The organism is Bradyrhizobium sp. Ec3.3, from assembly GCF_000472925.1.
Taxonomy (GTDB): domain Bacteria; phylum Pseudomonadota; class Alphaproteobacteria; order Rhizobiales; family Xanthobacteraceae; genus Bradyrhizobium.
Genome location: NZ_AXAS01000029.1, coordinates 1 through 25511 on the forward strand (window position 1 = coordinate 1; position 25511 = coordinate 25511).

The following is a 25511-nucleotide window of genomic DNA, read 5'->3' on the forward strand; positions in this document are numbered from 1 at the left end:
TCGACTTGACGTCGACGGTGTGGCTGCCGTCCGCCAGGCTGGTCGGATCGTAGCTCGAGGTGAACGCCGCGCCATCCACCGAATAGCTTACCGCCGCACCGGCTTCGGTGCCGCTCACGGTCAAGGACCCGTCCTTGGTCAGATGGTCGCTGGCGGTGCCGCTGGTGCCGGCGCCCGCGGTGTCGTTCGTCAGCACCACGGTCGGCGCCGCCGTTGTGGTGTCGAGCGTGAAGCTGATGCTGGTGTCGGCGGTGTTGCCGGCCTGGTCGGTCGACTTGACGTCCACGGTGTGGCCGCCGTCCGCCAGGCTGGTCGGATCGTAGCTCGCGGTGAAAGCCCCACCATCCACCGCGTAGGTGATCGCCGCACCGGCTTCGGTGCCGCTTACGCTCAAGGAGGCGTCCTTGGTCAGATGGTCGCTGCTGGTGCCGCTGGTGCCGGCACGGGCGGTGTCGTTCGTCAGCACCACGGTCGGCGCCGCCGTCGTGGTGTCGAGCGTGAAGTTGATGCTGGTGTCGGCGGTGTTGCCGGCCTGGTCGGTCAATTTGACGTCCACGGTGTGGCTGCCATCCGCCAGTGCGGCCGGGTTATAGCTCGCGCTGAAGGCTCCGCCATCGACCGCGTAGGTGATCGTGGTGCCGACGGCGCCGCTCACAGTCAAGGACCCATCCTTGGTCAGATGGTCGCTGGCGGTGCCGCCGGTGCCGGCGCCAGCAGTGTCGTGGGTCAAAGTCACGATCGGTGCAGCCAGGTTAGGCACTCCAAACGTCAGCGTCGTTGAGGTGACGAACCCGTTCTGATCGAGCGTGGTGAGCGTGAATGTGTCGGAGAGAGAGACGTGAGACGTTACCGTGTAGCTGTAGGTACCATCAGCATTGACGGTAAGCGTTCCGTCCGCGCCGTGCACGGTGTAAGAAGTCGGCAGGGTTGCCGTACCATCGAGGTACTTGGCAACAGCGAGCGATGGATCAAGGGTCGTCGCGCTCGCGCCGGCATTTCCCGCGGCGACACCGACGATCTTGAACGTGTCGGTAAAGTTGGTCGAGCTTGTGCCGACCGTGTTGCTGAAGAGATTGAGACTGTTGAGCGAGCCGGTGCTTGAATTCGCGCCGGCGGCCAGATTGATCGTCCCGGGGTTTACGATTTGAACCTGAAGCGCCTCAAAGCCATTGAGGGATAAGCCGCCCCCGGTACCGAAGTTCAACGAATAGGTCGCACTGCTCCCCTTGTGCGTGGCGAGCCAGTTGGCATACCCAGTAAGCTGGGTATTCATCAGCGAGTATTCGTCGGCTGTTACGACGATTCGAATCGTGTCTGTGCCGCCTCCGGCGACGTAGGTGTCGACGTCGTTAGCAATACTCTGCAGCTGGCTGCCCACGACCGTGTAATGGTCCGAGATCGCATAGATGAAGAGATCATTGCCGTTGCCGGCGGTCACCGTGTCGGTGCCTGCGCCCGCCATGATGACGTCGCTGCCGTTGCCGACTTTGATCGTGTCGTTTCCGGCGCCGCCGTAGATGATGTTGCTGCCGTTGCCGGCACTGATGGTATCCGTCCCGCTGCCACCAACAATGATATTGCTGCCGTTGCCATCGCTGATGCTGTTGGTGCCGCTGGTATCCTTCGCATAGATCAGGTTGCCGCCATTGCCGTCGCTGATCGTCGCGTTGCTGCCGCTGGCGATGATCGTGTTGGATCCGTTGCCGTCGCTGATGGTATTGTTGTTGCCACTGACCGTGATGGTATTGGTGCCGTTGCCATCGCTAACCGTGTTGTTATTTCCGGTTACGGCAACGGTGTTGGTCCCATTGCCGTCAGACACAGTGTTGTTATTGCCCGTCACAGTGACGGAATTTGTCCCGTTGCCATCGCTGATCTTGTCGTTGCTTCCGGTGACCGACAGCGTGTTTGTGCTGTTGTTTCCAGAAATCGTGGTGTTGTTTGTGTCCAGCACGCCCGCATAGGCCCGCTGCCCAGCCGCCGTGATCGGCGGCGGTGCCAAAGTTGGTTTTTCAATCGACGAGAGTTCCCAGCTTCCCCCGCGCGCGGCGGCGCCGACGCGCCGGACTGATGCCGCTACCTTCGCTCCGGTCGCGTTTGTGATCGCATGGACGAACGCAGCGCCGTGCTCGCCTTGCGCGACCGCACAGCTCCACAACCGAAGTTCTCCGCCCTCTCCGATCACGCTGCCCAAAACGGCCAGATCATCCCGGTCTTGATCAATCGTTTCAAGCGACAACAGCCCCGCCGAGAACGCGATCTCACCCGGTTGTCCGTGAGCGATAATGTGGACTGCTTCCAGTCCTTTCCTGCCCTCAACTGCGCGCGCCATTTGGCGGAGGGCTGGCTCATTGTTGATAAGCAGGAACAGCTCTACATCGGGGCGAATTCCCTTAGTCAACACATCGAGGTCATCGACGCCCTGGTCGATAAAGGCGATCTCATGCTTGTTAGTGGTGGTCATGGATGAGCTCTCGACTGAAATTGAATAACGGGAACAACGTCGCGCTCACGCGCTGGTAAATGCTGGATTGTTTGGATCGAATGGCTGCCAGGGCCCAACGGCATCTGGACAAATGAATTGCATTCCGTCGTCAGCGAGGCGGCACGATTCGCCACGGGCTCGTTCGAAAGCCCACTGGTCGATTTGAGCGGACGCGTGATTTGCGAGCTTGCTCAAAGACCCGATCGAAAGGTCGCACCGAGAAGAAAGAGGCGAACTCGAAATTTCCTGGCGACGCCGTTCAATTTCGGACCAGTTAATTGGCAATCCGCCCCTGCGGGCAATATTAACCTTACTCAAATCACGTCCCCTGTAGCGCTGCCACTGCAGCGCCCCCGTTCCACGTGCGTCAGAAAACGGCAACACTGGAGCATCCTCGCAATACGCTTGGGCAATCACTCGATCCAGCACGATCCGGGGCTACCCCTTTAGGATGATTTGATCGGTCCGAGATCGGAGTGCGCGGTGCTTCGCCGCAAGCGAATGACCGTAAGCCACCGTAACCGATCTTTCGGTAGGGCCGCGCGCCTTGCGTTCGTCAGCGACCGGCTTGTCGCCGTTCAAGTCAGAGCGACGCCGCGCCAAGCAATGTTCTAGCAGGATGAGATCGCTGCGTTGTGCCGGTTGTCGGACGCGGGCCGGCAACCTTGTCGACGCTGTCGAACGCACCATGATCCTGGGACCAACACATGCCCTTGATCTTATTGGTCAGCCGGCGAGCGCATGTCCAACGGACACCCATGGGCCGGCTCGACGACCTCCCGCCCTGGAACTGGCGACCTGCGACCGCCATCAACTGACAACAGTAGTCCGAGACGGACGCTTACGTGAGCGTAGTAAGCGTCCAAATCTCACACGATTGTCTCGCGGCTCGCGCACACCGATCTGTTCTCGGTCTCGATTTACAATGAGAGGAGAACAGGATGGCGGACGAGAGCCGGCCCCCGCATTCGATACGGCAAGGCGCCTTGGCGGTCACACCAAGCAGAGCACGTTGAATCAGCGCGAGGATTGTGAGGCCCACAGCATTCCGCCGAAGGCGGTTCGGTAATTTGTATGCGAACGTCAAGGCCAAACCGCGTCCGCCCAAGTGGCGGCTGGTCTATCGGCGCGCCGACCCAAAATCATTAGGAGGTTGCCTAAAGGAGATCGCCCTGGGTGCGAAGCCATCCGTTCACAAACACGTCGCTGAGCGACCGGGGGATCGCCGGATCCGCCATGATCGCATCCTCCCATCTTCCCCGTCGCCAGCTCAGCACAGCAACACCATCGTTCAACCTTGGATTGTTATCCACATTGCAACCGCGCGATGCTCCGATCACATGGGCGGAAAACACTTTTGTTAGCCGTCCCTTGATGGGCGCGTAGACGCTAGCAAGATGCATTCCGTCCCGAGGTGACCGGCCATCACCGTTAGATCTCCGTCAAGCTCGGCGGTGCAATCTCCGACGTCATGCACACGTCAGCCTTTCGAACAGACAAGTCCAAGCATCTTTGGAACCAGGCAGGCCACCACGACTTGGCGCTTTCGGTTCGCACTCGTAGGGAGCTCGCCTGGAGTGGCGGGCGGCATCGGCACCTCCTTTAATCGTTCGTGACTCTCATTCGACTATATAGGTCCGTCTTGACGGGGCCAATTGAAACCCATAGTTATACTCCAAATGACCGATTACAAGCGCAATCAAGTTGCGGAGGCGATTTCACGGGTCTTCGACGAGCAGTCGGCCGAGCCAAGTCCGGCGTTACGAACCCGTATCAAGCGCCTCCTCGATACCGACCGCGGCCAAGGACGAAACCTCCGGTCCAGCGATCCGGAGATTTCGAACTACGCCTTTTACAGTGATGACTCCGGCGGCAAGGGCGCCGACGTGCTGTTCTCGGACTACGAGGCTTTTGCACTCATGCTCGGGCTGCAGATGTTGAATCACAACTGGCCTCAATTGTTCGCGGTCAAGATGCTACGCCAATACAGAAAAGAACTCGAAGCAAGGCACGCGAGAATCTTACGTGTCGATCCAAAGGTGCTGTTCGACCCAGAGCAGATGAAGCGCGAAGCCCGACCGGGAGCTCCGGCGTACCCGTCGACGTCGCGCGTCTTCTTGTTAATCTGTTCGGATAACCGGTACGCCAAGGATCCGGAAGCTGTTGCCGCGCTAGCGAAAATATTTGACGACGAAACGACGGCCGTTGCCTTCACTCGTGAGAAGGCCGGCCGTTCGACCACTTGGCTCGAATTGGGGGGATCGGCGCATTTGTTGGCGAATGCGCTCTCCAGAACTCAACCAAAGCAGCGCGGTCGAAGCTGAAACAGCCCAACTGACGGAGAAAAATGGATGCCTTCACGCAAAATTGAAACCCATATAAAGGTTTCAAATGAAAGCTGTCGTTTCCCCTACTGGGACGATCAGCGCAACATCCGGTTGGTGCCTCCGCAATCTCTCAAGCCCGCGAAAAAGAACGCGCGGACCCACTCCAAGAAGCAAGTCAAACAAGTCGCCAACTCGATCCTCCAATTCGGATGGACCTATCCCATTTTGGCGGGCGAAGATCTGCAGATCATCTGCGGGCGCGCGCGCTGGGAAGCGGCCAAGCAGCTCGGGCTCAAGGACGTCCCCGTCCTGGTGATGCGTGGGCTCGACGAGACCAAAAAGCGCGCGCTCGCCCTTGCCGACAACAAGATTCCGGCGAACGCAGGCTGGAATCGCAAGCTGCTCGCCGAGGAGCTCGGCGAGCTTTCTTCCCTGCTCCCGGAATGCAATCTCAGCCTCGAGATCACCGGTTTTGAGCCGGCGGAGGTCGACGGCCTGATGGCCGATTTCGGCGACCAGGATCCGGGCGATGAGCTCTGCGCGATCGAAGATCATCCGGTCAGCCGCAAGGGCGACCTGTGGCAGGCCGGCGCGCATCGCCTGCTGTGCGGCGACGCCCGCGCGCCATCGGACTGGGCGGTCCTAATGGCCAACGATCGCGCCGCCATGGTATTCGCGGATGGCCCTTACAACGTGCGCATTTCGAAAACGCTCGGCCGCGGCAAGATCAAGCACCGCGAATTTGCGGTGGCTTCCGGCGAAATGTCACCGGCCAAGTTCACGGAATTTACAACGACATGGATGCGGCCTGCCGTCCAGTTCTCCAAGGACGGTTCAATCCACTACGTTTGCACCGACTGGCGGCACCTGGGCGAGATGCACAGCGCCGGGCACGACGTCTTCGGCTCCCTGCAAAACCTTGTTGTCTGGAACAAGACCAATGCCGGCCAAGGCAGCTTCTACCGCTCGCAGCACGAGCTGATCTTCGTCTACAAGAAGGGCGATGCGGCGCACCTCAACAATATCGAGCTCGGCCGCCACGGCCGCAACCGCTCCAACGTCTGGAGCTATCCCGGCGTCAACAGCTTCCGCGCCGGCCGGCTCGACGACCTCGCGGTGCATCCCACGGTCAAGCCGGTCGCGCTAGTCGCCGACGCGATCAAGGATTGCACCGCGCGCGGGGACATCGTGCTCGATCCCTTCATGGGGTCTGGCACCACCCTGCTCGCGGCGGAGCGCGTCGGCCGCTGCGCTTACGGCCTGGAGATCGACCCGCGCTACGTCGATGCCGCGATCCGCCGCTGGCAGGCCTTCACCAAGCAAGACGCTGTCCTCACCGCAACCGGCCAGACCTTCGAGGAGGTCGCCGCCGAGCGCGCCTCCGCAACGCCGGGGAGCAGCACATGAGCCGTAAGCGCCCGCGCCGCGCCGACACGTCCGGCACAAAAGATGGCGTCGGCTACTGCACGCCGCCGCCCGAGCATTGGTTCAAGCCGGGCCAAAGTGGCAATCCGAAGGGCCGGCCCAAGGGCAGCAAGAACGAGGCGACGATCATCAACGAGATCCTCGCCCGGAAAATCACGGTCCGTGAGAACGGGCGAGCGCGCAAGATCACCGTGCAGGAGGCCATCCTTCTTAACTTCGCGAATGACGCGCTGAAGGGAAATCCAAAATCAGCGACCTTCCTGCTCAACCGCAAGCAGCTGATCGAGTCATCCGAACAGCCTAAAACCCCGGTCCTCGATATGGACGACAGGAAGATCTTGGAATTTTACGCCCGCCAACTCGAAGAGCAGCTCAAGAAGAAAGAGGAACCCGAATGACCAACCACGACGTTGCGCTGCTGGATGCAGTTCTGCGCACCAACTTTGTCAGCTTCCTCTACCGAAGCTTTCTGACACTCCATCCGGGAGCCACTTTTCTTCCCAACTGGCACATCGAGGCGATTGCCTATCAATTGGATCGCGTGCGCCGCGGAGAAATCACCCGCCTCATCATCAACCTGCCGCCACGTTATCTGAAGTCGGTCATGGTGTCAGTGGCGTTCCCAGCGTTCTTGCTGGGTCTGGAGCCGCGCCGTCGAATCATGGCGATCAGCTACAGCGACGAACTGTCGACGAAGCTGGCGCGAGATTTCCGGTCGGTGGTGCACGCCGCGTGGTACCGGCGCGCCTTCTCGGTCATGAGCCCGCTGCGTGACACCGACGGCGAACTCATCACCACCGAACACGGCTTCCGCAAGTCGACATCGGTCTCGGGAACCCTGACGGGCCTGGGCGCCGATCTGTTCATCATTGACGATCCGCAGAAGCCGGCTGACGCGCACTCTGATGTTCGTCGCGACGGCCTCAATCAATGGGTCAACAACACCATGATGTCGCGTCTGGACAACAAGCAGACCAGCGCCATCATCGTGGTCATGCAACGCGTCCACATGGATGACCTGTCGGGATTTCTCACCAGTTCGTCGGACCAATGGGAAGTGCTTAGCCTGCCTGCAATCTCCGAGACAGACACCACCATCCAAACCGGTATCGATAAGTTCTATACGCGTCGCGCTGGAGAAGCGTTGCACCCTGCACGTGAGTCGATCGAGACGCTCCGCAAACTGCAGCAGACGCTCGGGCCCGACGTGTTCGCCGCGCAATACCAACAGGCCCCCGTGCCGGCCGGCGGGGGCATGATCAAGCGATCCTGGTTGCGGTATTACGACGAGGCGCCGCCACGTGTGCCTGGGAGTAGGATCATCCAGAGCTGGGATACGGCCGCCAAGAATGGCGCGCAAAATGACTGGTCGGTGTGTACAACCTGGCTTGTCACGGACGGCTACTACTACCTGCTGGACCTTACCCGCGGTCGGTTCGAATATCCGGTTCTCCGCGACACCGCGCTCGAGCTCGCCAAGCGCTTCAAACCGCATGAGATCCTGGTCGAAGACGCATCCACCGGGATTGCGCTGGCCCAGGAGCTCCGGGACAAGACCGATTGCTTCGTCAATCCCATCAAGATCGACCACGATAAGATCGGCCGCCTGTACGTTCAGCAGGCCAAATTTGCAGCCGGGCGGGTGCTGTTGCCAAGGAACGCGCCATTTCTGGCCGACCTCGAGATGGAGCTGCTGACCTTCCCGCAAGGCCGTCACGACGACCAGGTCGACAGCATCAGCCAGGCCCTTGCCTATGAGGACAACGGCTACGACTATACGATGAGCTGGCTGTGATGGAGTGCGTTGCCGCTACGCGAGCTTCCCCGAGTTCGCGACCAGTCCAAACGTGAATATCGGCGCGATCGGCAGGCGCGTTCAGCAAATGAAGAAGACGCGGTCGAGAACTGCTCTGTGGCGTCCATCCGCTGGATATAGCCGTTGCTTCGGCGCGTCTAAGCCTCACGGCGCAGCCCTCGGTGCCCAGTTTCTGCAGAACGAACCCAACTTGGTTCCGAGCTGCTTCAACCCGCTCCTCCCCTGAGGGATCGCAGCGCGCGCTTTTGTCGCGCGAGCGCGGCACGCTCATAGCGATCGAGGCCGTTCAACCGCTTCAAACATCCCGACATCTGTGCACCCAGCAGTTCGGTCAACATCGCATGGCGGACGGCGCGGACGCGTGACAGCTCACGTTTCGATCGCGCAACATCCAAGCTCAGCTCAGAAGACATCATCGGCCCTAACGCCGCGGCGACCGCGTCCGCAAGCTCGCTCAGTTCGCGATCCTCGTCGTCGATGCAGCACGCGAGCCCGTGGCGCAGCGCGTTATGGCTGGAGTTGGCTTTTCCGCCCGCCGTTTTCGGACCGGTGCTGCGCGTGGCGTTACGGCGATTGGCTTCGATTTGTCGGTGTGACGTCATCCCCCCAGCTCCTCGGCTGCCGCGCATTCTAGCGCCGAAAAAATCCCTCCAAACGCCTGAAATATCAAGCCTTTTCAGGCCAAAAGAACAACAATCTTGCTGCAGAAAGGACTGGCATTTCCACGCAAAAGGAGCGTTACTGATGCAACGGGGCGTTGACCGACGGCCCCGGTATCTCACCCCGCAGTGGCGGGGGTTTTGGCGGTGCGGCGGCAGCCGCAAGTGCCAAACCCAAAGGAGATACCAGTGGCCACGATCGCAACCAATGGCGCCGAGGCGCCCCATCCCATCATCAAGTTCAATCCCTACGACCGCCGAGCCTTTATCGGCGGCTCGGACGCCCGCATCATCATGGGCGAAGATCAGGACGATCTCATTCGCCTGTGGCGCGAAAAGCGCGGCGAGATTGCGCCGCAAGATTTTGCCCACAACCTGATCGTTCAGCTCGGCACCGTTACGGAGACGCTCAACCGGAGCTGGTATCAGCACGCCTCGGGCCAGACCATCACAGACGTTCAAAAGCGCCTTCTCCATCCCGTGCATGGCTGGATGGCCGCCACCCTCGACGGCGTTGTCGCAGAGACCGGGGCGGTGTTCGAAGCCAAGTTCATGCTGCCCTGGGGTTTTACCGAGGAGGCCGCCGCCGAGAAGCACATGGCGCAGCTGCAGCACAACATGTGGGTGATCGCCGCCCGCTCGGCGGTGCTCTCAGTGATCACCGGCGGCGGCAAATGGGTCGAGATCACCGTCCACGCCGACCCGCTCTACCAGCACCTGTTGCTGACCGCGGAAAAAAAGTTCTGGCGCTGCGTGCAGAGCGGCGAGCCGCCGCTCCTGTTCGGCATCGAGCCGCCGCGTCCGCGGCTCGCCGCCGTCAAGGTCGTCGACATGACCGCGTCCAATCTGTGGGCCGAGTGCGCGGCGACCTACCTGCGCACCCGGGAGGCCCATGGCGAGCACGAGCTGGCCAAGGCGGAGCTCAAGAAGCTGCTGCCCGAGGACGCCAAGGAGGCCTTTGGCCACGGCCTTCGCGCCAAGCGCTCCAAAGCCGGCGCGGTCAGCTTTGATCCGGTTGAGATGGAGAGCGTCCATGCACCAGGCCAGTGAGCACATCGGTACGATCGCGGCGGCGCTGGCCCGCGCGCAGGCCGAATTGACCAATCCGGAAAAGACCCTCACCGCTCAGATCCGTTCGCCATTTCTGCGCGATGACGATCGGACCTTCCGCTACGCCTCGCTGGCCTCGGGCCTCGACATCGTGCGCAAGACCCTGAGCCAGCAGGAGATCGCCACCATCCAGACCACCCGGATCGAGGCGGCAACCGGACAGATCCACCTCACCACCCTGCTCGCCCACTCCTCGGGCGAGTGGATTTCTTCGGACTGGCCGGTGTGCGCCACCAGAGATGTCGAGGCGCCGCACCGGATGGGGGCGGCGCTAACCTACGCCCGGCGCTATGCCCTGTTCGCCCTGGTCGGGATTGCCGGCGAGGACGATCTGGATGCGCCCGACGCGCTGGCAGGCATGCCGGAGGCCGGGCCGCAAGGACCTCTTGGCGCCAAAGCCAAGCCCGCCAAGGGCGTTCTCAACCGCGCGCCGGTGCTGGGGCCGCCGCAGTCCGCTGAGCTGCGCGAGCAGCTTCTGAGCCAGCTCGCAGCCCTGCCTCCCGACAACGACCTGCTCACCTGGGCCAAGGCCAGCATTCCGCTCAAGAACACCTTGCTGGAGGCCGACGCCCGGATGGTCGAAGCTGCCTATCGGACCAAGCTCGAGACTGGCTCAGGTCGCGCAGCCGTAATGGTCGAACCTTTGCCCGTCTCAGATCGCGAGCAAACCCCAGCATCGGTCCAAGCCGCCGACACGGGCGCCGAGGCAGCGCTGCAGCCAGCTCTGCCAGCCGCGCCCGAGGCCGGGCTCGCCCATCCCAAGGAGCCGCCCCGCAAGCGCAGCAAGGCGCATCTGTTGTTCGTCCGCGACCAACCTTGCCTGGTCTGCCGGCAAACCCCGTGCGATGCGCATCACCTCAAATTCGCGCAGCCGCGCGCGCTGGGCCAGAAAGTCAGCGACGAGTTCACCGTGCCGCTGTGCCGCGCCCATCATCAGGAGCTGCACCGGCATGGCAACGAACGGGCGTGGTGGGCGAACCTGCAGATCGTGCCGTTGCCGGTCGCGCAGTTGCTGTGGGCGGCGAGCCCCATCCACGGCCCGTCCAAGGCGGCCGTCGGCACCGCGGCTCTTGCAAACCTGGGGTCGGAGGCCTCGCCACCATGAACGGCCCGTTCCAAACCGCGCAGCAGCTGACCGCGACCGCGCTGCCGACGGAGTTTGAGGTGTTGGCGCAGCCGCCCCTGCTACTCCCCGGTGAACACCTTGACCACTACCAGGCGCTGCGGCAGGCGATCTTCGCCGACCTTGCGCCCCGATCGGCCATTGAGTGGCTGCTCGCGATCGATGTCGCTGAACTCTCCTGGGAGATCCAGCGCTACCGCGTGTTGCGGCACAAGGCTCTCGAAATCTATCGCCAAAAGGCAATCGAAGCTGCGCTTCGCAGTATCGACATGATCGGGATCGCCCCCGAGTTCGAAGCTGAGGCCGAGTACTACACCCTGCAAAATGCCCTGAGCTGGCGGATTGACGCGGTGGCTGCAAGCGAGATCGACACGCGTCTTGCTCGCTATGGCTTCGATCAACACGCCATCAACACGGAAGTCTACGTGCAGGCCCGCGAAATCTTCGTGCTGTTCGAGGGCCTGCTCAATGCCGCACAAACCAAGCGGATGCTGCTGCTGCGCGAGATCCGGAATCAGCGCCTCGCTGGTGGGCGCCGAAGGATGGATTTCCCTTGATCTCCTGATGCAGCGGCGTGGGACCGAAACCGCACGTAGCCTCTTCGAGGTACCCAGCCGATCCGAGAGAGAAGCCCCGACGCGCTACCGCGCGTCGTGGCTTTCTTCTGTCGCTATCCCATCGAGGCCGCCAACTTCGATCAAAGCACGCTCTCTTCGCGATCGCGACTGTGATCGGCCAGCAAAGTGCAGCTGTCATCGTATTCGACCTCAGCCCATCGATTGCACTGCTCCGGCCCGAGGACAGCCCCACCACGCCTAACCGTGGGACCGCCTGCTCCTCTCCGGCTCGGCTTTAGGGCTGGGGCAGCAGTACCAAGGCCCCAAGACAGCGTATCCCGGTGACCTCCGAGTCATCAGCAACGGCCGCCCGGCGGTGCCGAAGCGCATCAGCCTCGTCCCCAAGCCGCGGCGGTCTAGGACAGACGCGATGCCGCCGACGGGCGGCGTCGCTCAAGTCAATTGCTTGCCCGCGCCCAATCAGCCGTCAGTGTCCGATTGATGTGGTTGGCCTGGTCCTTGGTCAGATCAACCGCGGGATTGGTTCCAACCATCGCAGGTCCCTTGCGTTGTCGATCGTAAACCATCCAGCCCTTCGATCCCTCGCGAACCAAAAATCTGGATGGAGGCGACGCGTTGTCGCTCATCAGTTGCTGTTTCATCAGTTGCTGTTTCATCAGTCCTAGCCCTTTTCGATACAAGCCCACCGCCCAGCTGAGACAGCTTCTGCAACAGAGATGCCAATTTCCGTGCCCCGCTTTGGCACATCGGGTTTTGGTTAACAGTCGATCCGGTCCACCCGAGCACGCGTCGTGCGTGGGCTTACGACCGGCTTGTGACGCGCTGGAGCGTTTGGGCAGCGCCAATTCTCGCGGTCGAACAGGGGCGGCCCGCCGCGTTCGACCACCGACATCGACCGTCGATCGCAGTCTGCCATTCCGGGGCGTCTTGCTCGCGCCAGAGAATTGCGATCCCTCGGCCGAGCGAGCTTGAAATGCTCTCATCCCCGCCGTTGCTGCTACCGGCGAGGACGCCGGTCACTACCGGCTGCTGCGAGATGCGATATTCTCCGAGGTCGCACCTCGTTCAGCGATCGAGTGGCTGTTGGGTGCACAAGCGCGCGACGTTCTTGTCCTCTTCGAAAGCCTGCTCAATGCCGCGCAAGCCAAGCGTCTGTTGGTTCTCAAGGAGATGAAACGTCACCGCGCTTTAAGTCGATGCAAGCGCTAGGATTGCGAAAAGACGGAGATCAAGTGGGTTCTACCTGCGATACGCGTTTCGCATGCAGTGACAAACCACGCTCACTTCCGCACCCCTTGGCACCGTCCCATCTCGGTGAAATCTACCAATGGACCATCGTGTCTGGTCTGCACTATAGCGTTGACGCATTCGGGACCTTCAAGGGCGGTCACATGAGCATCAAATCAGTGGTGGCAGGCCTGTGCTGTTTCGCCGGCTTGCTATTGGCGCGCGCTTCGATCGCAGGCGAATGCGCGTCACGCCCCGAGCGCTTCGAACTGCGCTCCGACACGGTGTATTGGTCTTTTTCGATCCAACCTGGAGGCGAGTGCCTGCAGGGTTTGCGGGGCAGGACGCAGCTCCTGGACGAGATAAAATTACTCGAGCCGCCAACGGCCGGCGTTGTAACTACCGTCGGCCCATCATTTCGTTACCAAGCCCCCTCTTCCGCGGGAAATGACCGATTCACATTAGAGGTGACAGGCGAAAATCGCAGGCAACGCGGCACGTCGACCATCATCGTAGAGGTGACTGTCAGGTAAGGGCGCATTCCATTGAAAGTGCGCCAGTGCATGGCCACAAGTAATGTGCTATCTTCGCCGCGATGCCCCTGCTCAAGCCATGCAACCTTTTGCAGGGAAGCGCATTGTTCGACCTTGAGCCATTTTGAGAAGGAGATTTCCCTATGAAGCCCCGTGCCCTGGTCCTGACCGTGCTTTTGTGCGCTTCCGCCCCGATGCTCTCGGCTAGCGTTGCCTCGGCTGCGGATATCTCGACCTATCCGGCGCACCGATACAGGACTGGATACGTCTATTGGGACGATGTCTATCCGCCCGCAGTTTACGGTCCGCGTCTTCGACCAGTTGAGGAGGTAGCGGCACTGAAGGCGGAGCGACGGCCCGTCTCTTCGCTCTGGTCAGGCTACTGGTGGTACAATCACTGATCCATCAGGACATCTCGAGGGTGATCCGAGCAAATTGCTGATGGATCCCCCCTAACAAACAGAATTCAACATTTCCGGAACGACCGTCGATTCATTTAGGAAAGCGTCGATTGTCTTTTGAGCACGATGATGCGCGGCTTTGAACCCGCTTTGTGAAAGCTCCCTTCGATACCGCACAAAATGTTAGGGCGGCCACCAGGCCGGGTAGAGTTTGTGGTCCTTTTCCTCCCCGTTGGGCCACCTGACGCAAGCGTCCAACACTGTCAAATATTGCGATAGGCAACGATCTCGCCCCGCTATCTGCGATCGAGTGGCTGCTCGCCATCGACGTTGCAGAAATCTCCTAGGATATCCAGCACGACCGATTCTTGCGACACAAGCTTCTCGACGCGTATCGCCAACGGGCAATCGAAAAGTCCCTACGGCACATCGATCTAGTGGGCATCGCGTCCGAGTTCGAAGCGCAAGCAGAGCTCTCCACGATTCAAGTTGCGCTGAGTTGGCGGCTCGATCCGATTGCCGCCTCCGAGATTTAAAGGTCGCCCTGCTGCATACGGCTTGGACCAACATTCGATCAGCATGGAGGTGTACGCGCCAGCACAACAGAGCAGCGCTCTGGCCTCCTCCGCGAACTCCAGGCAGAGCCGGTCGAATTGCGCCCGTCACGAACAGGTGATGCCGGGGCTGTGACCTGCCTCACGGTGGAGAGCGACACAACCGTTGATAGTGCAGCGAAGCGGAAAGGACCTACACACAGACAATCAGCGAACACTGCCAGCCGTTTTCGGGAATGGAGAGCATCCATGTGGAACGCGAAATTTCGCATTGAAGCTGCCCGAATGAGACGCATCAGGTCGGCCCATATAGTCAATAGGGCGCAAACCCGACCTCCTACCGCCCGAGATAGATGGCAGAACCGCCTGGTGATGATCAGGTCGTTTCTCATCGGCGGCTGGGATGGCAATGCGAGTGCAAGCCTGAACGGATGGATCAGCTTTGGTTTGCACTATCGCGCGCTGTTGCCAAGGTTCGCTGTGGCACTCGTCTTGTTCCTGCTGCTTGCCGAGCCCGACTGGCACCACTCCTGGCTCGACCAGCATTACTTCCCGATCAACCAGCTTCTTGCCGCGCTTGATCCCCTGCCGCATCTCGCGGCGGCTTTCGCCCTGCTGGTTCTCGCCGCCTATGCCTCCCTCCTTAGCCTCAGGCTCGTGACCGACATCGTGGAGTTTGGCCGTTTAGGCCGGATCGTGGCCGCGATGGCGCTGCCAATCGGCGTGATGGGCGTCGCGACGTATCTCCTGTTCTTCAACGATCAAGGGCGTGAACTTGGCCTCGGTCTAATGGACAAGAAGATCGGCCAATTCGCCGTGCTGTTTTTAGTCTTGATCTATTGGGCCGTGAGTGCGTGGCTGTCGGCTCGGATTGGACTCAATCGGGCGTTTCCGGAGCCTGAACACCATCAGGTTCTCCTGTTCTGGGGGCCTCGTCTCGTCGGTGTTATCGCTCATTTTCTCGCCGCTTGCAGCCTGTCGTTTGCTGCACTCCAAGCTACCAATTTCACACATACCGTCGCAAATATTGCACTTGCGGTTACTGCACCTATAGCGATCGTGCTCGCAGTCTCTTTTGTCTGGTTCCTCGAGCATGCGCTGTTGCCCCACAGGGGCAACGCCGAGCAGCGAGCGCGTGCACGTTCGAACATGCAGATGGCTGCGTTTTTTGAAGTCATGCTCTTAATGGCTGTCGGGTTTGCACTGTGGCGTGAAACTATTCCGGCTGGTCTATTTCGGGCGATACTGGCGATATCGCTCTCCGCGATCGGTTTTTTGGGCGTGATTAGCTGGCTGCGTCGTAGACCTCCGCTCGGCTCCGGAGCCGTTCAGGAACACCGTCGACGCGACACAATCGCGGAAGCGAGAACTTCGTGGATGTGCGGCTTAGGTTTGACCGCAATCATGGTCGGCGGCACACTGGCGATCTGGATTTCGCCAATGTGGGTTGGCGGGCATTTTGGATCACTGGTTATTGCCTTCTTCGCATTCGGCTCATTCCTGTCCGGCGCCAATCTGCTGGATCTCATTGCCGACGCCCTGGCGCGGGATTGCAGGCGGCGAGGCTTCACTGCGATTCACAGACAGACAGTGTGGTGCGTTTTCGTCGGACTTTTGGTGGCGCCTGCCATATTGATGTCGGCCACCCGGACTTACCACCCTGTTCGACTTTGCGGACAATGTAAGCCCGCGCCAGATAAGGCGGGAATGTCCGCTATCGCAAAGTACGACCAGCGGCCCACCGTAACCGAGGCCGTTGAAGCATGGTACCAGAAGGCTGCGCCGATCTACCACTCTCTGTATCCCGGAGAACCTGTTCCGCTGTTCATTATCGCGACTGCGGGCGGCGGGATCCGTGCCGCGTATTGGACTGCGACCGTTCTCGAGAAGCTCGAGGCGGAATTGGACAACGCTGCCATCGAGGCTGCAATGGCTGCGGCCGGCCAGCCGGACAACGACGGGCTAATGCGCCCCTTGCTGTTCGCCATCAGCGGCGTCTCCGGCGGGAGCGTCGGAGCAGCCGCGTACGCCGCAGCGGTTCATAATCATCTTGAGAAGAAGCCGAAGGTCGCACCCACGAACGAAACGACGGTCGGGCCGAAGGTCGAGCCGACGACCTATCTTGAAGGCGACCTTCTCGCCGCAGGCCTAGCAAGCCTTGCATTCATCGACATTCCTTCCAACTTCCTGCCGGATTTCGGACAGATCGACCGCGGCGAGGCACTTGAACGCAGCTTCGAACAACAAGCGCCCGACAACGGGCTGTTGGCTAATTCCTTTACCAGCTTCTTCCCGGAAATCAGATTATCGCCAGACTCATGGAAATGGCGGCCCGCACTGCTCCTCAACGCCACGCATCAGGAAACTGGGCGACGCATCATTACCAGCCATCTCAAGATCGATCAGGACACCTTCGTCGACAGCTACGATGCCCTTAAAATGCTCACATCCGACGTTCGCCTCAGCACGGCTGCCCACAACAGCGCACGTTTCACCTACATCTCTCCCGCCGGCGACCTGATTGATCCGGACAATAAGCCTCATGGGTTCGTTATAGACGGGGGCTACTTCGAAAACTACGGCGCACAGACGGCGGTCGAGCTTGCACGCGCGGCGATCAAGGCGAAAGGTAACGCGATCCGGCCCGTGATTTTGCAGATCAGCAGTGATCCGACGATGGTCGTGGGCAAAACATTGGTCCGCCAATGCACAGACCACCGCGGCGAGGCCCTCGAAAGCTATCAGGCCAATCCCCATTGGTGGAACCTGTCGCTCTTCAACGAATTGAGCGCACCCATGATCGGCATCATGTCGGTGCGGGAAGCTCACGGCTTCACCGCCGTCACCGGCCTCGCTCATCTGTGCTGTGAAGATCAATCGAAACCCGCACTCGACATTGGCGATGCAACCTCACTTAAGTCGGCGACCCGACAGCCCTTGTTTTTCCATCTGGCCATGTGCGCGCAGGAGCAATCATTCCCGCTTGGATGGGTGCTTTCCGACCAAACCCGCGAGAGGCTTAAGGGAAGCGACACGCTTAAGGGCCTACTGACGAAGTGCGACAACGACGACCAACTCTCCAAGCTCGTGCGGGCTTTGGGGAAACCTGTGCCGCTCCCAAGCAAGGTGGCCACGGCTAGACCTTGATCTCATCGCGCCCGAGTTCGAAGAGCAAGCAGAACGGTGCAGAACGCGTTGAGCCGGCGTCTTGGTCCGATTGCCGCCTCCGAAATCGACAATCGCATTGCCGCCATCGGAGGCCAACACGCCATCAGCATGAACGTGTCCGCGCAAGCGCTGGAGACCTTCCGCCTGTTTGAAGGCCACCTCAATGCCACGCAGGCTTCGAGATTGCTGCTTCTCAAGGAGATCAACGGCATCGAAGTCTTCCGCAGCTCAAGGCAAATGTCCAAAGGCCAAGCATTCAAGCGCGCGAACAGGCGTTAACGTGCGGCATCCCAGGCGCCGTTTTCCGCGCAACTGCCCCGTATTTCCGAGGCCATTTGACCAAATATTAGGCGACCGCCGTGCGTCTAACGTATGACAGTCTATCACTCCGGAGTGCCCAGAATTCGAGCCAGATTCCAGGCTAAGCGTTGCAGGATCGCGGAGTTCCCGCTATGAGGAAGCATGGCAAGACTTTGTCTTATTGCAGGATGGCTGGCGCTGGCGGCCGTGGCGTTCATGACGCTTGGCCCCGTGCATGATAGGCCCCAAATTGCACCGTCTCATCTGGAACATTTCGCGGCGTTCCTACTTTTGGGCCTCGTGTTCGCGCTAGCCTATCCGAAACATCCTATGCGTGCGGTTCTGATCGTGGCTGGAAGCGCAATCCTGCTTGAGATTCTGCAACTACTTACGCCCGACAGACACGGTCGCGTGGTGGATGCAATGACCAAGGTTATGGGAGCTGCATCCGGCATCATGCTAGCTCGCGTCATGCTCAACTCCTGGCAAGCAAAATTGCGGAGCGTGCCCGCGGTGAGCACCGCTTTTAGGCGCAGAGAGCGGGATCAGCTTTAATGGCCTTCGCCGCCGCTGCGGCGGCTTGATTGCCGGGCGCCCGCCCGGGTCTGTTAACATTAGCGACCAATCCGCTCGAAAATTCACCTTGTTTCAGGTAGCCCCAACCGAAGGTTTTGGCTAAGAACACGTGTCAAGATCTGTGAGATTTGCATGACTAAAAAACGCGCACTCATCACCGGCGTTACGGGACAGGACGGCGCCTATCTGGCCGAACTGCTCCTAGAGAAGGGCTATGAAGTCCATGGCATCAAGCGCCGGACCTCGCTGTTCAATACCGACCGCATCGATCACCTTTACCTTGATCCACATGAGCCGGACCCGCCCTTCCGCTTGCACTACGGCGACCTGACGGATTCGTCGAGCCTGATCCGTATCGTCGGCCAGGTGCAACCCGACGAGATCTACAATCTCGCGGCGCAAAGCCATGTCGCGGTTTCCTTCGAAGAACCCGAATACACGGCAAATTCGGATGCGTTGGGCGCACTTCGAATTTTAGAGGCTATCCGGATCGTTGGCCTGGAGAAGAAAGCGCGCTTCTACCAGGCCTCGACGTCCGAACTCTATGGCCTTGTCCAGGAGATCCCGCAGAAGGAAACGACCCCCTTCTATCCGCGCTCCCCTTACGCGGTCGCCAAGCTCTATGCCTACTGGATCACGGTGAACTACCGCGAAGCCTACGGCATGTATGCCTGCAACGGCATCCTGTTCAATCACGAGTCGCCCGTCCGCGGCGAGACCTTTGTCACCCGAAAAATCACGCGCGCCCTGGCCCGCATCCATTTGGGCCTGCAGGAACGTTTGTATCTCGGCAATCTCGACGCGCTGCGCGACTGGGGCCATGCCCGCGACTATGTTGAGATGCAGTGGTTGATGCTGCAGCAGGAAAAGCCGGAGGACTTCGTCATCGCCACCGGCAAACAGCAGTCGGTGCGAGATTTCGTCAACGTCGCGGCCAGCGAGATTGGATTGCAAATTCGCTGGGAAGGAACGGGCGTCGACGAAAAGGGATACGATACCAAAACTGGAAAGTGCGTCGTGTCGGTTGACCCCAGATATTTCCGACCGACCGAAGTCGAGACGCTGCTCGGCGACCCCGCCAAGGCGAAACAGAAGCTCGGGTGGGAGCCGAAAACGTCGTTCGAGAGCCTGGTTCGGGAGATGATGAAGGAGGATCTCGAGTCCGCGAAGCGGGACGAACTGATCAAGCAGCACGGCTTCCGCTACTTCGCGCGACACGAATAGCCCGTCGGTAGCTCGTCATCGCAATTGATAAGGAAATAAGCGCTCTCGCAGCGCTTATTTTTTGGCTGCTCTTGCCAAGCGACGCCACCGCGGTGTCATTCCTCTTCAGGGCAAGCGAACCGCATCTTCCACGACAGTGGGGAACGAGGCGTTAGATACCGGACCGACGTCTTGCTGCTTTCACTACCCCAAGGTTTCCGAGCAGATGCCTCGCCGCCATCGCCGCACTCTTGCCTTCGGTGACTTCCTGTAGTTTGCAGCAAAGATGCGACCCGCGCGACCGAGTTCCGCGTTGCCACATTTGCGATACGCAACATCGGGCTCGCGGGTCGAACTCTCAACTCCGAGCGCTGCAATAACGAGCGCTCTATCGCGGCAGCGCGTTCTTGTGCTTTACGCAAAGGCCTTCTTCAATTGGCCTTTCGCCGGCTTTGAAACACCCGAGCAATATTGCCTACAACGTTTGAATGTATTGCCGTGTTGCCGTCATTTTTTGCGACAATCGGGAACACTGGCATGCTTATGCATAGAGCGGGTTGACCTGCTTTCATGCGAGGTTTAGCTGTCCCCTATGGGCTGTTCGGGCGACAAGAACAGGCAAACTCGTCATGCTCACTGCACCGCTACGCATGGCCGGTCGATTGCACCGCTACATTTCGCGCCGCCTTTACGGCGATCCCAACTACTATCTGGAACTATGTTCCGGCGTAATCCATGTCGGGGCAAATGCTGGCCAAGAACGAGACCTCTATTCTCGACACAAACTCAAGGTGGCGTGGATAGAGCCTGTCCCGGAGCAATTTGAAAAGCTTCGACAAAACATTCGTTCGCTGCCCGACCAGCGGGCAATCAATGCGCTGATCGCGGATACTGATGGCAAGCCCTATACGTTCCATGTCTCAAATAATGATGGCCTGTCATCGTCCATTCTGGATTTGCATGGCCACAAGGACATTTGGCCGGATGTGCACTACGTCCGCGACATAACGATTCATTCTTCGACGTTGAAAACGGCTCTTGAGATGTGGCAGGTCGATCCCGGGCAATACGATGCCCTTGTGTTGGACACCCAGGGCTCGGAGTTGCTGGTGCTGCGGGGTGCGCAAGAACTCTTGCGGCAATTCAGATTCATCAAGGCCGAAGCCGCGGACTTTGAGTCATATCGGAATTGTGCGACCGTTGAGCAATTATGCGCGTATCTGAAACCTTTTGGCTTTCAGGTGAGCCGCGAGGACCGGTTTGCGAAGCGTGCGTCTGGTGGCGCCTATTTCGACATCTTGTTCGAACGCGTCTAAGGCCGTGGGCTGCCGGTTCTCCCCCTTCAGGTCGAGGGAACATGCGACAATACGCCGTCACGGGTTCAGCTGCGTGCGCAGAGCGTCACGCTCTTCGAGCAATTCGCGAAGTCTTTCAGCATTGTCAGATTGTATCTCCTGCCACTCGATGCGATCTTCTACGGTCCATAAGTAGGACTCGCGATTGAACCGAGCTTTCTCAGCCTTATCAAATTCTGAGTACAGCTCGATGTCGCGCTCAACCTGGTCCAGTTGTTCCTGGAGAGTTCTTGGCATCAGCCGTTCCCTCGGCTTTGCCTCTAGCCCGCTTCGATCTTCTGCGTAATCGGCGCGGCGATCAACAGGCCTTCCCGTGCTCTCCCCCAGGGATCGTGCCACTTACGCCGAATGGGTTGACCGCAACCAGCCCGACTAAGCGCCCATTGTGTGCTTGTTTCCGTCCAGTCGCGCCGGACGGCGTGCGTGCAACCCAGCTGGGTTGAGACCAAGCACGTCAGGGCTAGCGAACCGCATCCTCCCCAAGAAGCCCAATGTTGTCATTGACGGCCGTTGGGTCCAGGCCCTCTTTCTCGCTCGAACTGCGCTGACCTGCTATGACTTCCGCCCACCGGCGGACGATGGTCCGCCGATCCCAGCGATCAAGGGCGCGCTTTCGTCCTTCCTCGCCACAACGCCGGCGGAGCGCGGGCGCCTCGCTGAGCTGGCAAATCGCAACTTCCAGAGCGGACGAATCTCCGGGCGGGATCACGATGCCTGCGCCGGTCACTTCCGCCGCCAGCCCTGTACCTTCTTCGGCCATCGCGATGACCGGCCGAGCGGACGCGAAGATCGCGCCAAGTTTCGAGGGCAACACCAGATCGGCCGCCGCCGCCTTCTGCGGAATGAGATGAAAATCGGCCGTCGCCATCAATTCATTGAAGCTCTCGTTGGGCTGAAGTCCAAGGAAATGCACGTTTGCATGTCCCGAAGCCATATCTTCGAGTCTCTTCTTGCGCGGTCCCCCACCCGCAAGAATGAAGTGAATATGTGGGTGGCTGTGCTCCAACTTGATCGCGGCCTCTACTATGAGTTCAAGGCCTTGCTTGTGCGACATCGTTCCTGAGTAGAGCGCAACGATGTCGTCGTCACCAAGCTTCAGCTCCTGGCGATACTTCGTCATTCGCGAGCCGGGACAGATCGCGCTGGTATCAATCCAGTTTCTGACCTCAAGCGCTTTGTTGGGAGCCAGCCCCTTGATTGCTAGGCGCAGCAGCATCGCCTCAGAGATCGTTGAAACGTGATCGAACGACTTGAGGATCGCCGCTTCCGCTCGCAGCATCCACTTGCGCAGAGAATGGTTGCGCAGCAGACCAAGATCAAAGGCTGCATCGACCTCGAGATCCTGGACGTGAAGCCATGATTTGGCACCGACGCGACGAGCGACGAACGAGACCAAGGCAGCCGACATTAGAGACGGCGCGACTGCGATCATGACGTCTGGCCGCCAAGAGAGCGCGTCGATAAGCAATGGCACGGCGCTTGAGAGCGCGAACGAGGCGTGATGAACTAGCCGCTTCGCGCCAGACGGATGTTGGGGCACATAGATCGGTGCACGCCTCACACGGACACCACCGATCCACTTCGACCTGAAATACGAGCTCCTGAAGTCCGTCGGAGTCTTCCAGGCCGGGTAATAAGGCGGAGCCGTGATCACTCTGACGTCATGCCCTTCGGCGGCAAGGCTTTCGCAGAGCTCAGCATTGTATTTTGCCACTCCGATCAGATCGGGCGCATAGTTGATGCCGACCAAGAGAACACGCATAAAGCGCAATCCAATTCAAAGTTCAGGGTTTGAAAAGCTTTGAAGTCCAACCGATTTCGCTTAGCTGGTTGCGCTCACCGCCAAATGACGGCCGTGCCCTTTTAGGAAATCTGCGTAGGCCGCAGCGAGACCGGACCGCAGAGCGATGTTCGGCCGCCAACCAAGTGCGCGCATCCTCGAACTATCGAGCAGCTTGCGGGGCGTACCATCGGGTTTGGACGTATCGAAGACGAGCTTGCCTTTGTAGCCGACGATGTCTGCAACCGTTGCAGCAAAATCGGCGATCGACAATTCATCGCCGCTGCCGACATTGATCGGCGTGTCGCTGGAATATTGTTTCAGCAGGAAGACGCAGGCGTCAGCAAAATCATCGACGTTGAGAAATTCGCGAAGCGGCGTCCCCGTGCCCCATACCGTCACCGTTGGCGCGTTGGCTAACTTCGCTTCGTGGAAGCGCCGGATCAGTGCTGCCGGCACGTGGCTATGATCGGGATGGTAGTTATCGCCTGGACCATAGAGATTGGTAGGCATCGCCGAGACGAAATCGTCTCCATATTGGCGACGATAGGCCTGACACATCTTGAGCCCAGCGATCTTCGCGATCGCATACCATTCGTTGGTGGGCTCGAGCGGCCCGGTCAGCAATTCGTCTTCGCTGATCGGTTGCTTGGCATGCTTTGGATAGATGCAGGACGACCCCAGAAACAGCAGACGCCGGACGCCGACCGCGTGACTCGCGCGGATGACGTTCAGCTCGAGTGCAAGGTTGTCGCAGAGAAAATCGACCGGGAAATTGTTGTTGGCCGCGATGCCTCCGACTTTTGCGGCCGCATGAATCACGGCGTCCGGCCGGTTAGCTTCAAACCATCGCAGCGTCGGCTCTTCCTTTGTCAGATCGAGATCACAACGATCAGCAACGAGAACTGCGCAATTCTCAGATGCAAGGCGTCGCACGACGGCTGAACCGACCATGCCGCGATGGCCGGCCACAAAGACCCGCTTTCCGGAAAGATTGTAGGTTGATGCCCCTGTCATAAGCCACCTCGCCTGGGCCCTTTACGGAAGAACCCACAGCACAGCCCCCATTTCCATTCCAAACGCGCTGCAGTGCAGCACACTCAGCTTGTTAACACAATCTTTACGGAGCGGTAGCCCATGTTCCCGCCAAATCGCATGTTTGGTGAACAGCCCCGTTGAGCAATTCGACGGCAGACTGTTGGCTTGGAAATAGACAAAGCAGCCGTGCGGGCCGCACGACCGCTTCTTCGATCGAGTCAAGCTTGAGCAGTTGGCCGGTCAGTAAGCCCGACGCAGGACGGGGCCTGCAGGTGCACAGACGCGATCCATGTACCAGCCATACGGCGTCTCAACACGCACCAGCGGGCAGCGGCGCGCCGGCACATAACGGTAGGGATAAGGCTGGGCCCAGAACGTAACTGGGGTGACCTGATTCTCGCCAGTCAGCAGGGCAGCCGCGGCGGGCATTTGCATCGCTGCATGTGCGCCGCTCGCTGCAAAGAAAGAAGTGGCCACGGCAAAAAGACCAACTCGCGCAAACGTTTTGAACATCCCCAAAAGCTCCTTCGCCCCATTCCGCCGCAGGCGCCTTAGGAGGGCCCGCTGCAGCGGCCTGGCTATCCGAAAATCCAGAGATCAGCCACAAACCGCGACCAAAGATTACCAACCCCAGTAGCATGAAGGCAACGGGGTCCCCCCTCTCAGATCGGTGATTGGCTCTAATATGGCGCACGACTGTGGCTTCTTGGCCCTAGTTTTCCCCGCTCCAGGCTCCAGGACCCCCAAGATTGGGTGAACGGCGGTATACATCCCTGACGAATTGGTAGTTCACGGACTGGGCCAAGGGCACCTCTTCTTCCCCGAGCTTTGCAAATTTCAGGATATCCCGGAGGGTCCTCCACCGACTTTCATCATAGTCGGCGATACGCCCTCCGGTCGGCAGCACCAGGTTTCGCTGCTGCTGAAGCTCGAATTTCAACCGATCAGGCTTCAGCTTTTCGGGATCAACGCTGGCGAGAACCGGCACGCTCCGTGCATAGTCTGAATAGACAAACTGCCATCCTCTGATGAGGCCTTGGAGCGCGTCGGCGATGACTGATGGTCGATCATGAATGAGATCGTTGCTAGCGAAATAGACCAGCCCTGGGACATGGATGCCGTATTCCTGCGGCTTGATGACATTCAACCGGACGTAGCCGGGGCTGGTCGGATCTGGCTGGTCATTGATCGCGGCGATGACGGCGTCGACCTCGCCAGCGCGGAGCGCGTCGAAGCCGTCGCGATCGGCCACTTTTGTAATTTGGCTCCGCGGCAGGCCAAGCTGCGCCATCATGGCGTCGAAGATCACGTCGCCCTCGCTGCCCCTCCGGCAACCGAGGCGCTTGCCGATCAGGTCGGCGGGGCGCCTCAATCCCGAACTTTCCAGCGCGAAGATCGCGACCGAAGTGTCGAGGAAGCTCGCAGCAAAGGCGGTCACAGGCACGCCGCGCCAGGCCGCCAGCAGAAACTTCTGACCACTCGTCACGCCGATGGCATGTTCGCGTGCAATGGTCTGGACGAAGTCAGGATCGTCTGGGCGGACCGCCAAGCTGGTATCGGAAGCAAAGAATCCCTGCTTGAGGGCAGCTATTTCGCCCGCAAACCGGGCTCCGTATGGTCCATCCAGAAGCAGCGCGACCTTGGCTGCGGGGACTCTCAGGGCCTGTTTCGGTACGGAATCGGGGCGCTGGACCAGGAGCGCCGTCCCCAGAAGTGCGGCGGCTGCAAGGCCGATGGTAGCGTACCGGCGGGTCCTCCTCTTGGATCGGCGCTGGGACCGGCTCTGGGACACTGAGAGCTTCCTAAACGGATTTGTGAAATTTGGCATATCGATTGGGGCAGAGGATGCGATA

Annotated in this window: 21 protein-coding genes; 13 read left to right on the top strand and 8 right to left on the bottom strand. The window is 59.8% G+C overall.

All coding sequences use genetic code 11. From position 1 onward, the window contains the following. A partial coding sequence (locus tag YUU_RS0124965; protein ID WP_156944503.1) for a DUF4347 domain-containing protein occupies positions 1-2464 on the bottom strand: 2464 nt, incomplete at its 3' end. 1700 nt (positions 2465-4164) lie between these two features. Here YUU_RS0124965 and YUU_RS0124975 point away from each other — a divergent pair. The 4 genes from YUU_RS0124975 to terL are packed head-to-tail and all read left to right on the top strand — an operon-like array spanning position 4165 to position 8032. Continuing rightward, positions 4165-4809, top strand: a complete 645-nt coding sequence (locus YUU_RS0124975; RefSeq protein WP_027524842.1) for a hypothetical protein — start codon at positions 4165-4167, stop codon at positions 4807-4809. A 27-nt stretch (positions 4810-4836) separates the two neighbouring features. Then, positions 4837-6219: a DNA methyltransferase gene (locus tag YUU_RS0124980; RefSeq protein ID WP_084801550.1), complete on the top strand. Its 1383-nt coding sequence runs from the start codon at positions 4837-4839 to the stop codon at positions 6217-6219. Further along, a complete protein-coding gene (locus tag YUU_RS51705; RefSeq protein WP_051389886.1) occupies positions 6216-6635 on the top strand; it encodes a DUF5681 domain-containing protein in 420 nt (139 codons plus the stop codon). The genes YUU_RS0124980 and YUU_RS51705 overlap by 4 nt, the downstream gene beginning before the upstream one ends. Further along, on the top strand, positions 6632-8032 hold the full coding sequence (gene terL / locus YUU_RS0124990; RefSeq protein WP_027524844.1) for a phage terminase large subunit: 1401 nt from the start codon (positions 6632-6634) through the stop codon (positions 8030-8032). Before YUU_RS51705 ends, terL begins: the two co-directional genes overlap by 4 nt. A 227-nt stretch (positions 8033-8259) precedes the next feature. On the opposite strand, the gene YUU_RS51710 is transcribed toward terL, so the two are convergent. After that, positions 8260-8682 carry a hypothetical protein gene (locus tag YUU_RS51710; protein WP_245288087.1) on the bottom strand — a complete coding sequence of 141 codons (423 nt, stop codon included), beginning with the start codon at positions 8680-8682 and terminating at the stop codon, positions 8260-8262. A gap of 219 nt (positions 8683-8901) precedes the next feature. Here YUU_RS51710 and YUU_RS0125000 point away from each other — a divergent pair, with 219 nt between their 5' ends. From YUU_RS0125000 to YUU_RS0125010, 3 genes are read left to right on the top strand one after another with little or no spacing between them, the layout of a single operon-like run. Next, a complete protein-coding gene (locus YUU_RS0125000; protein ID WP_027524845.1) occupies positions 8902-9762 on the top strand; it encodes a YqaJ viral recombinase family protein in 861 nt (286 codons plus the stop codon). Further along, positions 9746-10927 carry an ERF family protein gene (locus tag YUU_RS0125005; protein ID WP_027524846.1) on the top strand — a complete coding sequence of 394 codons (1182 nt, stop codon included), beginning with the start codon at positions 9746-9748 and terminating at the stop codon, positions 10925-10927. The genes YUU_RS0125000 and YUU_RS0125005 overlap by 17 nt, the downstream gene beginning before the upstream one ends. Continuing rightward, positions 10924-11502, top strand: coding sequence for a hypothetical protein (locus YUU_RS0125010; protein ID WP_027524847.1), 579 nt, complete (start codon positions 10924-10926; stop codon positions 11500-11502). The genes YUU_RS0125005 and YUU_RS0125010 overlap by 4 nt, the downstream gene beginning before the upstream one ends. Before the next feature lie 458 nt (positions 11503-11960). Here YUU_RS0125010 and YUU_RS51715 read toward each other — a convergent pair whose 3' ends face one another. Beyond that, on the bottom strand, positions 11961-12179 hold the full coding sequence (locus YUU_RS51715; protein ID WP_035663303.1) for a hypothetical protein: 219 nt from the start codon (positions 12177-12179) through the stop codon (positions 11961-11963). A gap of 1247 nt (positions 12180-13426) precedes the next feature. On the opposite strand from YUU_RS51715, the gene YUU_RS56640 reads away from it, so the two are divergent. The 6 genes from YUU_RS56640 to YUU_RS0125060 all read left to right on the top strand — a co-directional run bounded on the left by YUU_RS56640 (position 13427) and on the right by YUU_RS0125060 (position 20801). Further along, positions 13427-13684: a hypothetical protein gene (locus YUU_RS56640; protein ID WP_084801551.1), complete on the top strand. Its 258-nt coding sequence runs from the start codon at positions 13427-13429 to the stop codon at positions 13682-13684. Positions 13685-14607: 923 nt separating this feature from the next. Next, entirely contained in the window at positions 14608-17385 is a 2778-nt protein-coding gene (locus YUU_RS0125040; protein ID WP_156944504.1) for a hypothetical protein, read from the top strand. 36 nt (positions 17386-17421) lie between these two features. Next, positions 17422-17685, top strand: coding sequence for a hypothetical protein (locus tag YUU_RS0125045; protein WP_027524849.1), 264 nt, complete (start codon positions 17422-17424; stop codon positions 17683-17685). A 183-nt stretch (positions 17686-17868) separates the two neighbouring features. Beyond that, the gene (locus YUU_RS51725; protein WP_051389888.1) at positions 17869-18261 is read left to right on the top strand and encodes a VanZ family protein; all 393 of its coding nucleotides are present in this window, start codon (positions 17869-17871) and stop codon (positions 18259-18261) included. A 153-nt stretch (positions 18262-18414) separates the two neighbouring features. Then, positions 18415-19506, top strand: a complete 1092-nt coding sequence (gene gmd / locus YUU_RS0125055) for a GDP-mannose 4,6-dehydratase (RefSeq protein WP_027524850.1) — start codon at positions 18415-18417, stop codon at positions 19504-19506. A 608-nt stretch (positions 19507-20114) separates the two neighbouring features. After that, positions 20115-20801: an FkbM family methyltransferase gene (locus YUU_RS0125060; RefSeq protein WP_084801552.1), complete on the top strand. Its 687-nt coding sequence runs from the start codon at positions 20115-20117 to the stop codon at positions 20799-20801. 57 nt (positions 20802-20858) lie between these two features. On the opposite strand, the gene YUU_RS0125065 is transcribed toward YUU_RS0125060, so the two are convergent. The 5 genes from YUU_RS0125065 to YUU_RS0125080 form a co-directional block, all read right to left on the bottom strand. After that, entirely contained in the window at positions 20859-21077 is a 219-nt protein-coding gene (locus YUU_RS0125065) for a hypothetical protein (RefSeq protein ID WP_027524852.1), read from the bottom strand. A gap of 223 nt (positions 21078-21300) precedes the next feature. Further along, the gene (locus YUU_RS0125070; RefSeq protein WP_245288088.1) at positions 21301-22590 is read right to left on the bottom strand and encodes a WcaI family glycosyltransferase; all 1290 of its coding nucleotides are present in this window, start codon (positions 22588-22590) and stop codon (positions 21301-21303) included. A 72-nt stretch (positions 22591-22662) separates the two neighbouring features. Continuing rightward, a complete protein-coding gene (locus YUU_RS0125075; protein ID WP_027524854.1) occupies positions 22663-23637 on the bottom strand; it encodes a GDP-L-fucose synthase in 975 nt (324 codons plus the stop codon). Between the two features lie 261 nt (positions 23638-23898). Further along, the gene (locus YUU_RS56645) at positions 23899-24171 is read right to left on the bottom strand and encodes a hypothetical protein (protein ID WP_245288089.1); all 273 of its coding nucleotides are present in this window, start codon (positions 24169-24171) and stop codon (positions 23899-23901) included. Between the two features lie 199 nt (positions 24172-24370). Further along, on the bottom strand, positions 24371-25393 hold the full coding sequence (locus tag YUU_RS0125080) for an ABC transporter substrate-binding protein (RefSeq protein ID WP_256375303.1): 1023 nt from the start codon (positions 25391-25393) through the stop codon (positions 24371-24373). Positions 25394-25511: the final 118 nt, after the last annotated feature.

Coding starts and splice junctions, on each gene's coding strand:
- YUU_RS0125065 (WP_027524852.1), bottom strand. CDS start 21,077: ATGCCAAGAACTCTCCAGGAACAACTGGACCAGGTTGAGCGCGACATC.
- YUU_RS51710 (WP_245288087.1), bottom strand. CDS start 8,682: ATGCGCGGCAGCCGAGGAGCTGGGGGGATGACGTCACACCGACAAATC.
- YUU_RS0124980 (WP_084801550.1), top strand. CDS start 4,837: ATGCCTTCACGCAAAATTGAAACCCATATAAAGGTTTCAAATGAAAGC.
- YUU_RS0125060 (WP_084801552.1), top strand. CDS start 20,115: ATGCTCACTGCACCGCTACGCATGGCCGGTCGATTGCACCGCTACATT.
- YUU_RS0125075 (WP_027524854.1), bottom strand. CDS start 23,637: ATGACAGGGGCATCAACCTACAATCTTTCCGGAAAGCGGGTCTTTGTG.
- gmd (WP_027524850.1), top strand. CDS start 18,415: ATGACTAAAAAACGCGCACTCATCACCGGCGTTACGGGACAGGACGGC.
- YUU_RS0125010 (WP_027524847.1), top strand. CDS start 10,924: ATGAACGGCCCGTTCCAAACCGCGCAGCAGCTGACCGCGACCGCGCTG.
- YUU_RS51715 (WP_035663303.1), bottom strand. CDS start 12,179: ATGAAACAGCAACTGATGAAACAGCAACTGATGAGCGACAACGCGTCG.
- YUU_RS56640 (WP_084801551.1), top strand. CDS start 13,427: ATGAAGCCCCGTGCCCTGGTCCTGACCGTGCTTTTGTGCGCTTCCGCC.
- YUU_RS0125005 (WP_027524846.1), top strand. CDS start 9,746: ATGCACCAGGCCAGTGAGCACATCGGTACGATCGCGGCGGCGCTGGCC.
- YUU_RS51705 (WP_051389886.1), top strand. CDS start 6,216: ATGAGCCGTAAGCGCCCGCGCCGCGCCGACACGTCCGGCACAAAAGAT.
- YUU_RS56645 (WP_245288089.1), bottom strand. CDS start 24,171: ATGTTCAAAACGTTTGCGCGAGTTGGTCTTTTTGCCGTGGCCACTTCT.
- YUU_RS0124975 (WP_027524842.1), top strand. CDS start 4,165: ATGACCGATTACAAGCGCAATCAAGTTGCGGAGGCGATTTCACGGGTC.
- YUU_RS51725 (WP_051389888.1), top strand. CDS start 17,869: ATGGCAAGACTTTGTCTTATTGCAGGATGGCTGGCGCTGGCGGCCGTG.
- terL (WP_027524844.1), top strand. CDS start 6,632: ATGACCAACCACGACGTTGCGCTGCTGGATGCAGTTCTGCGCACCAAC.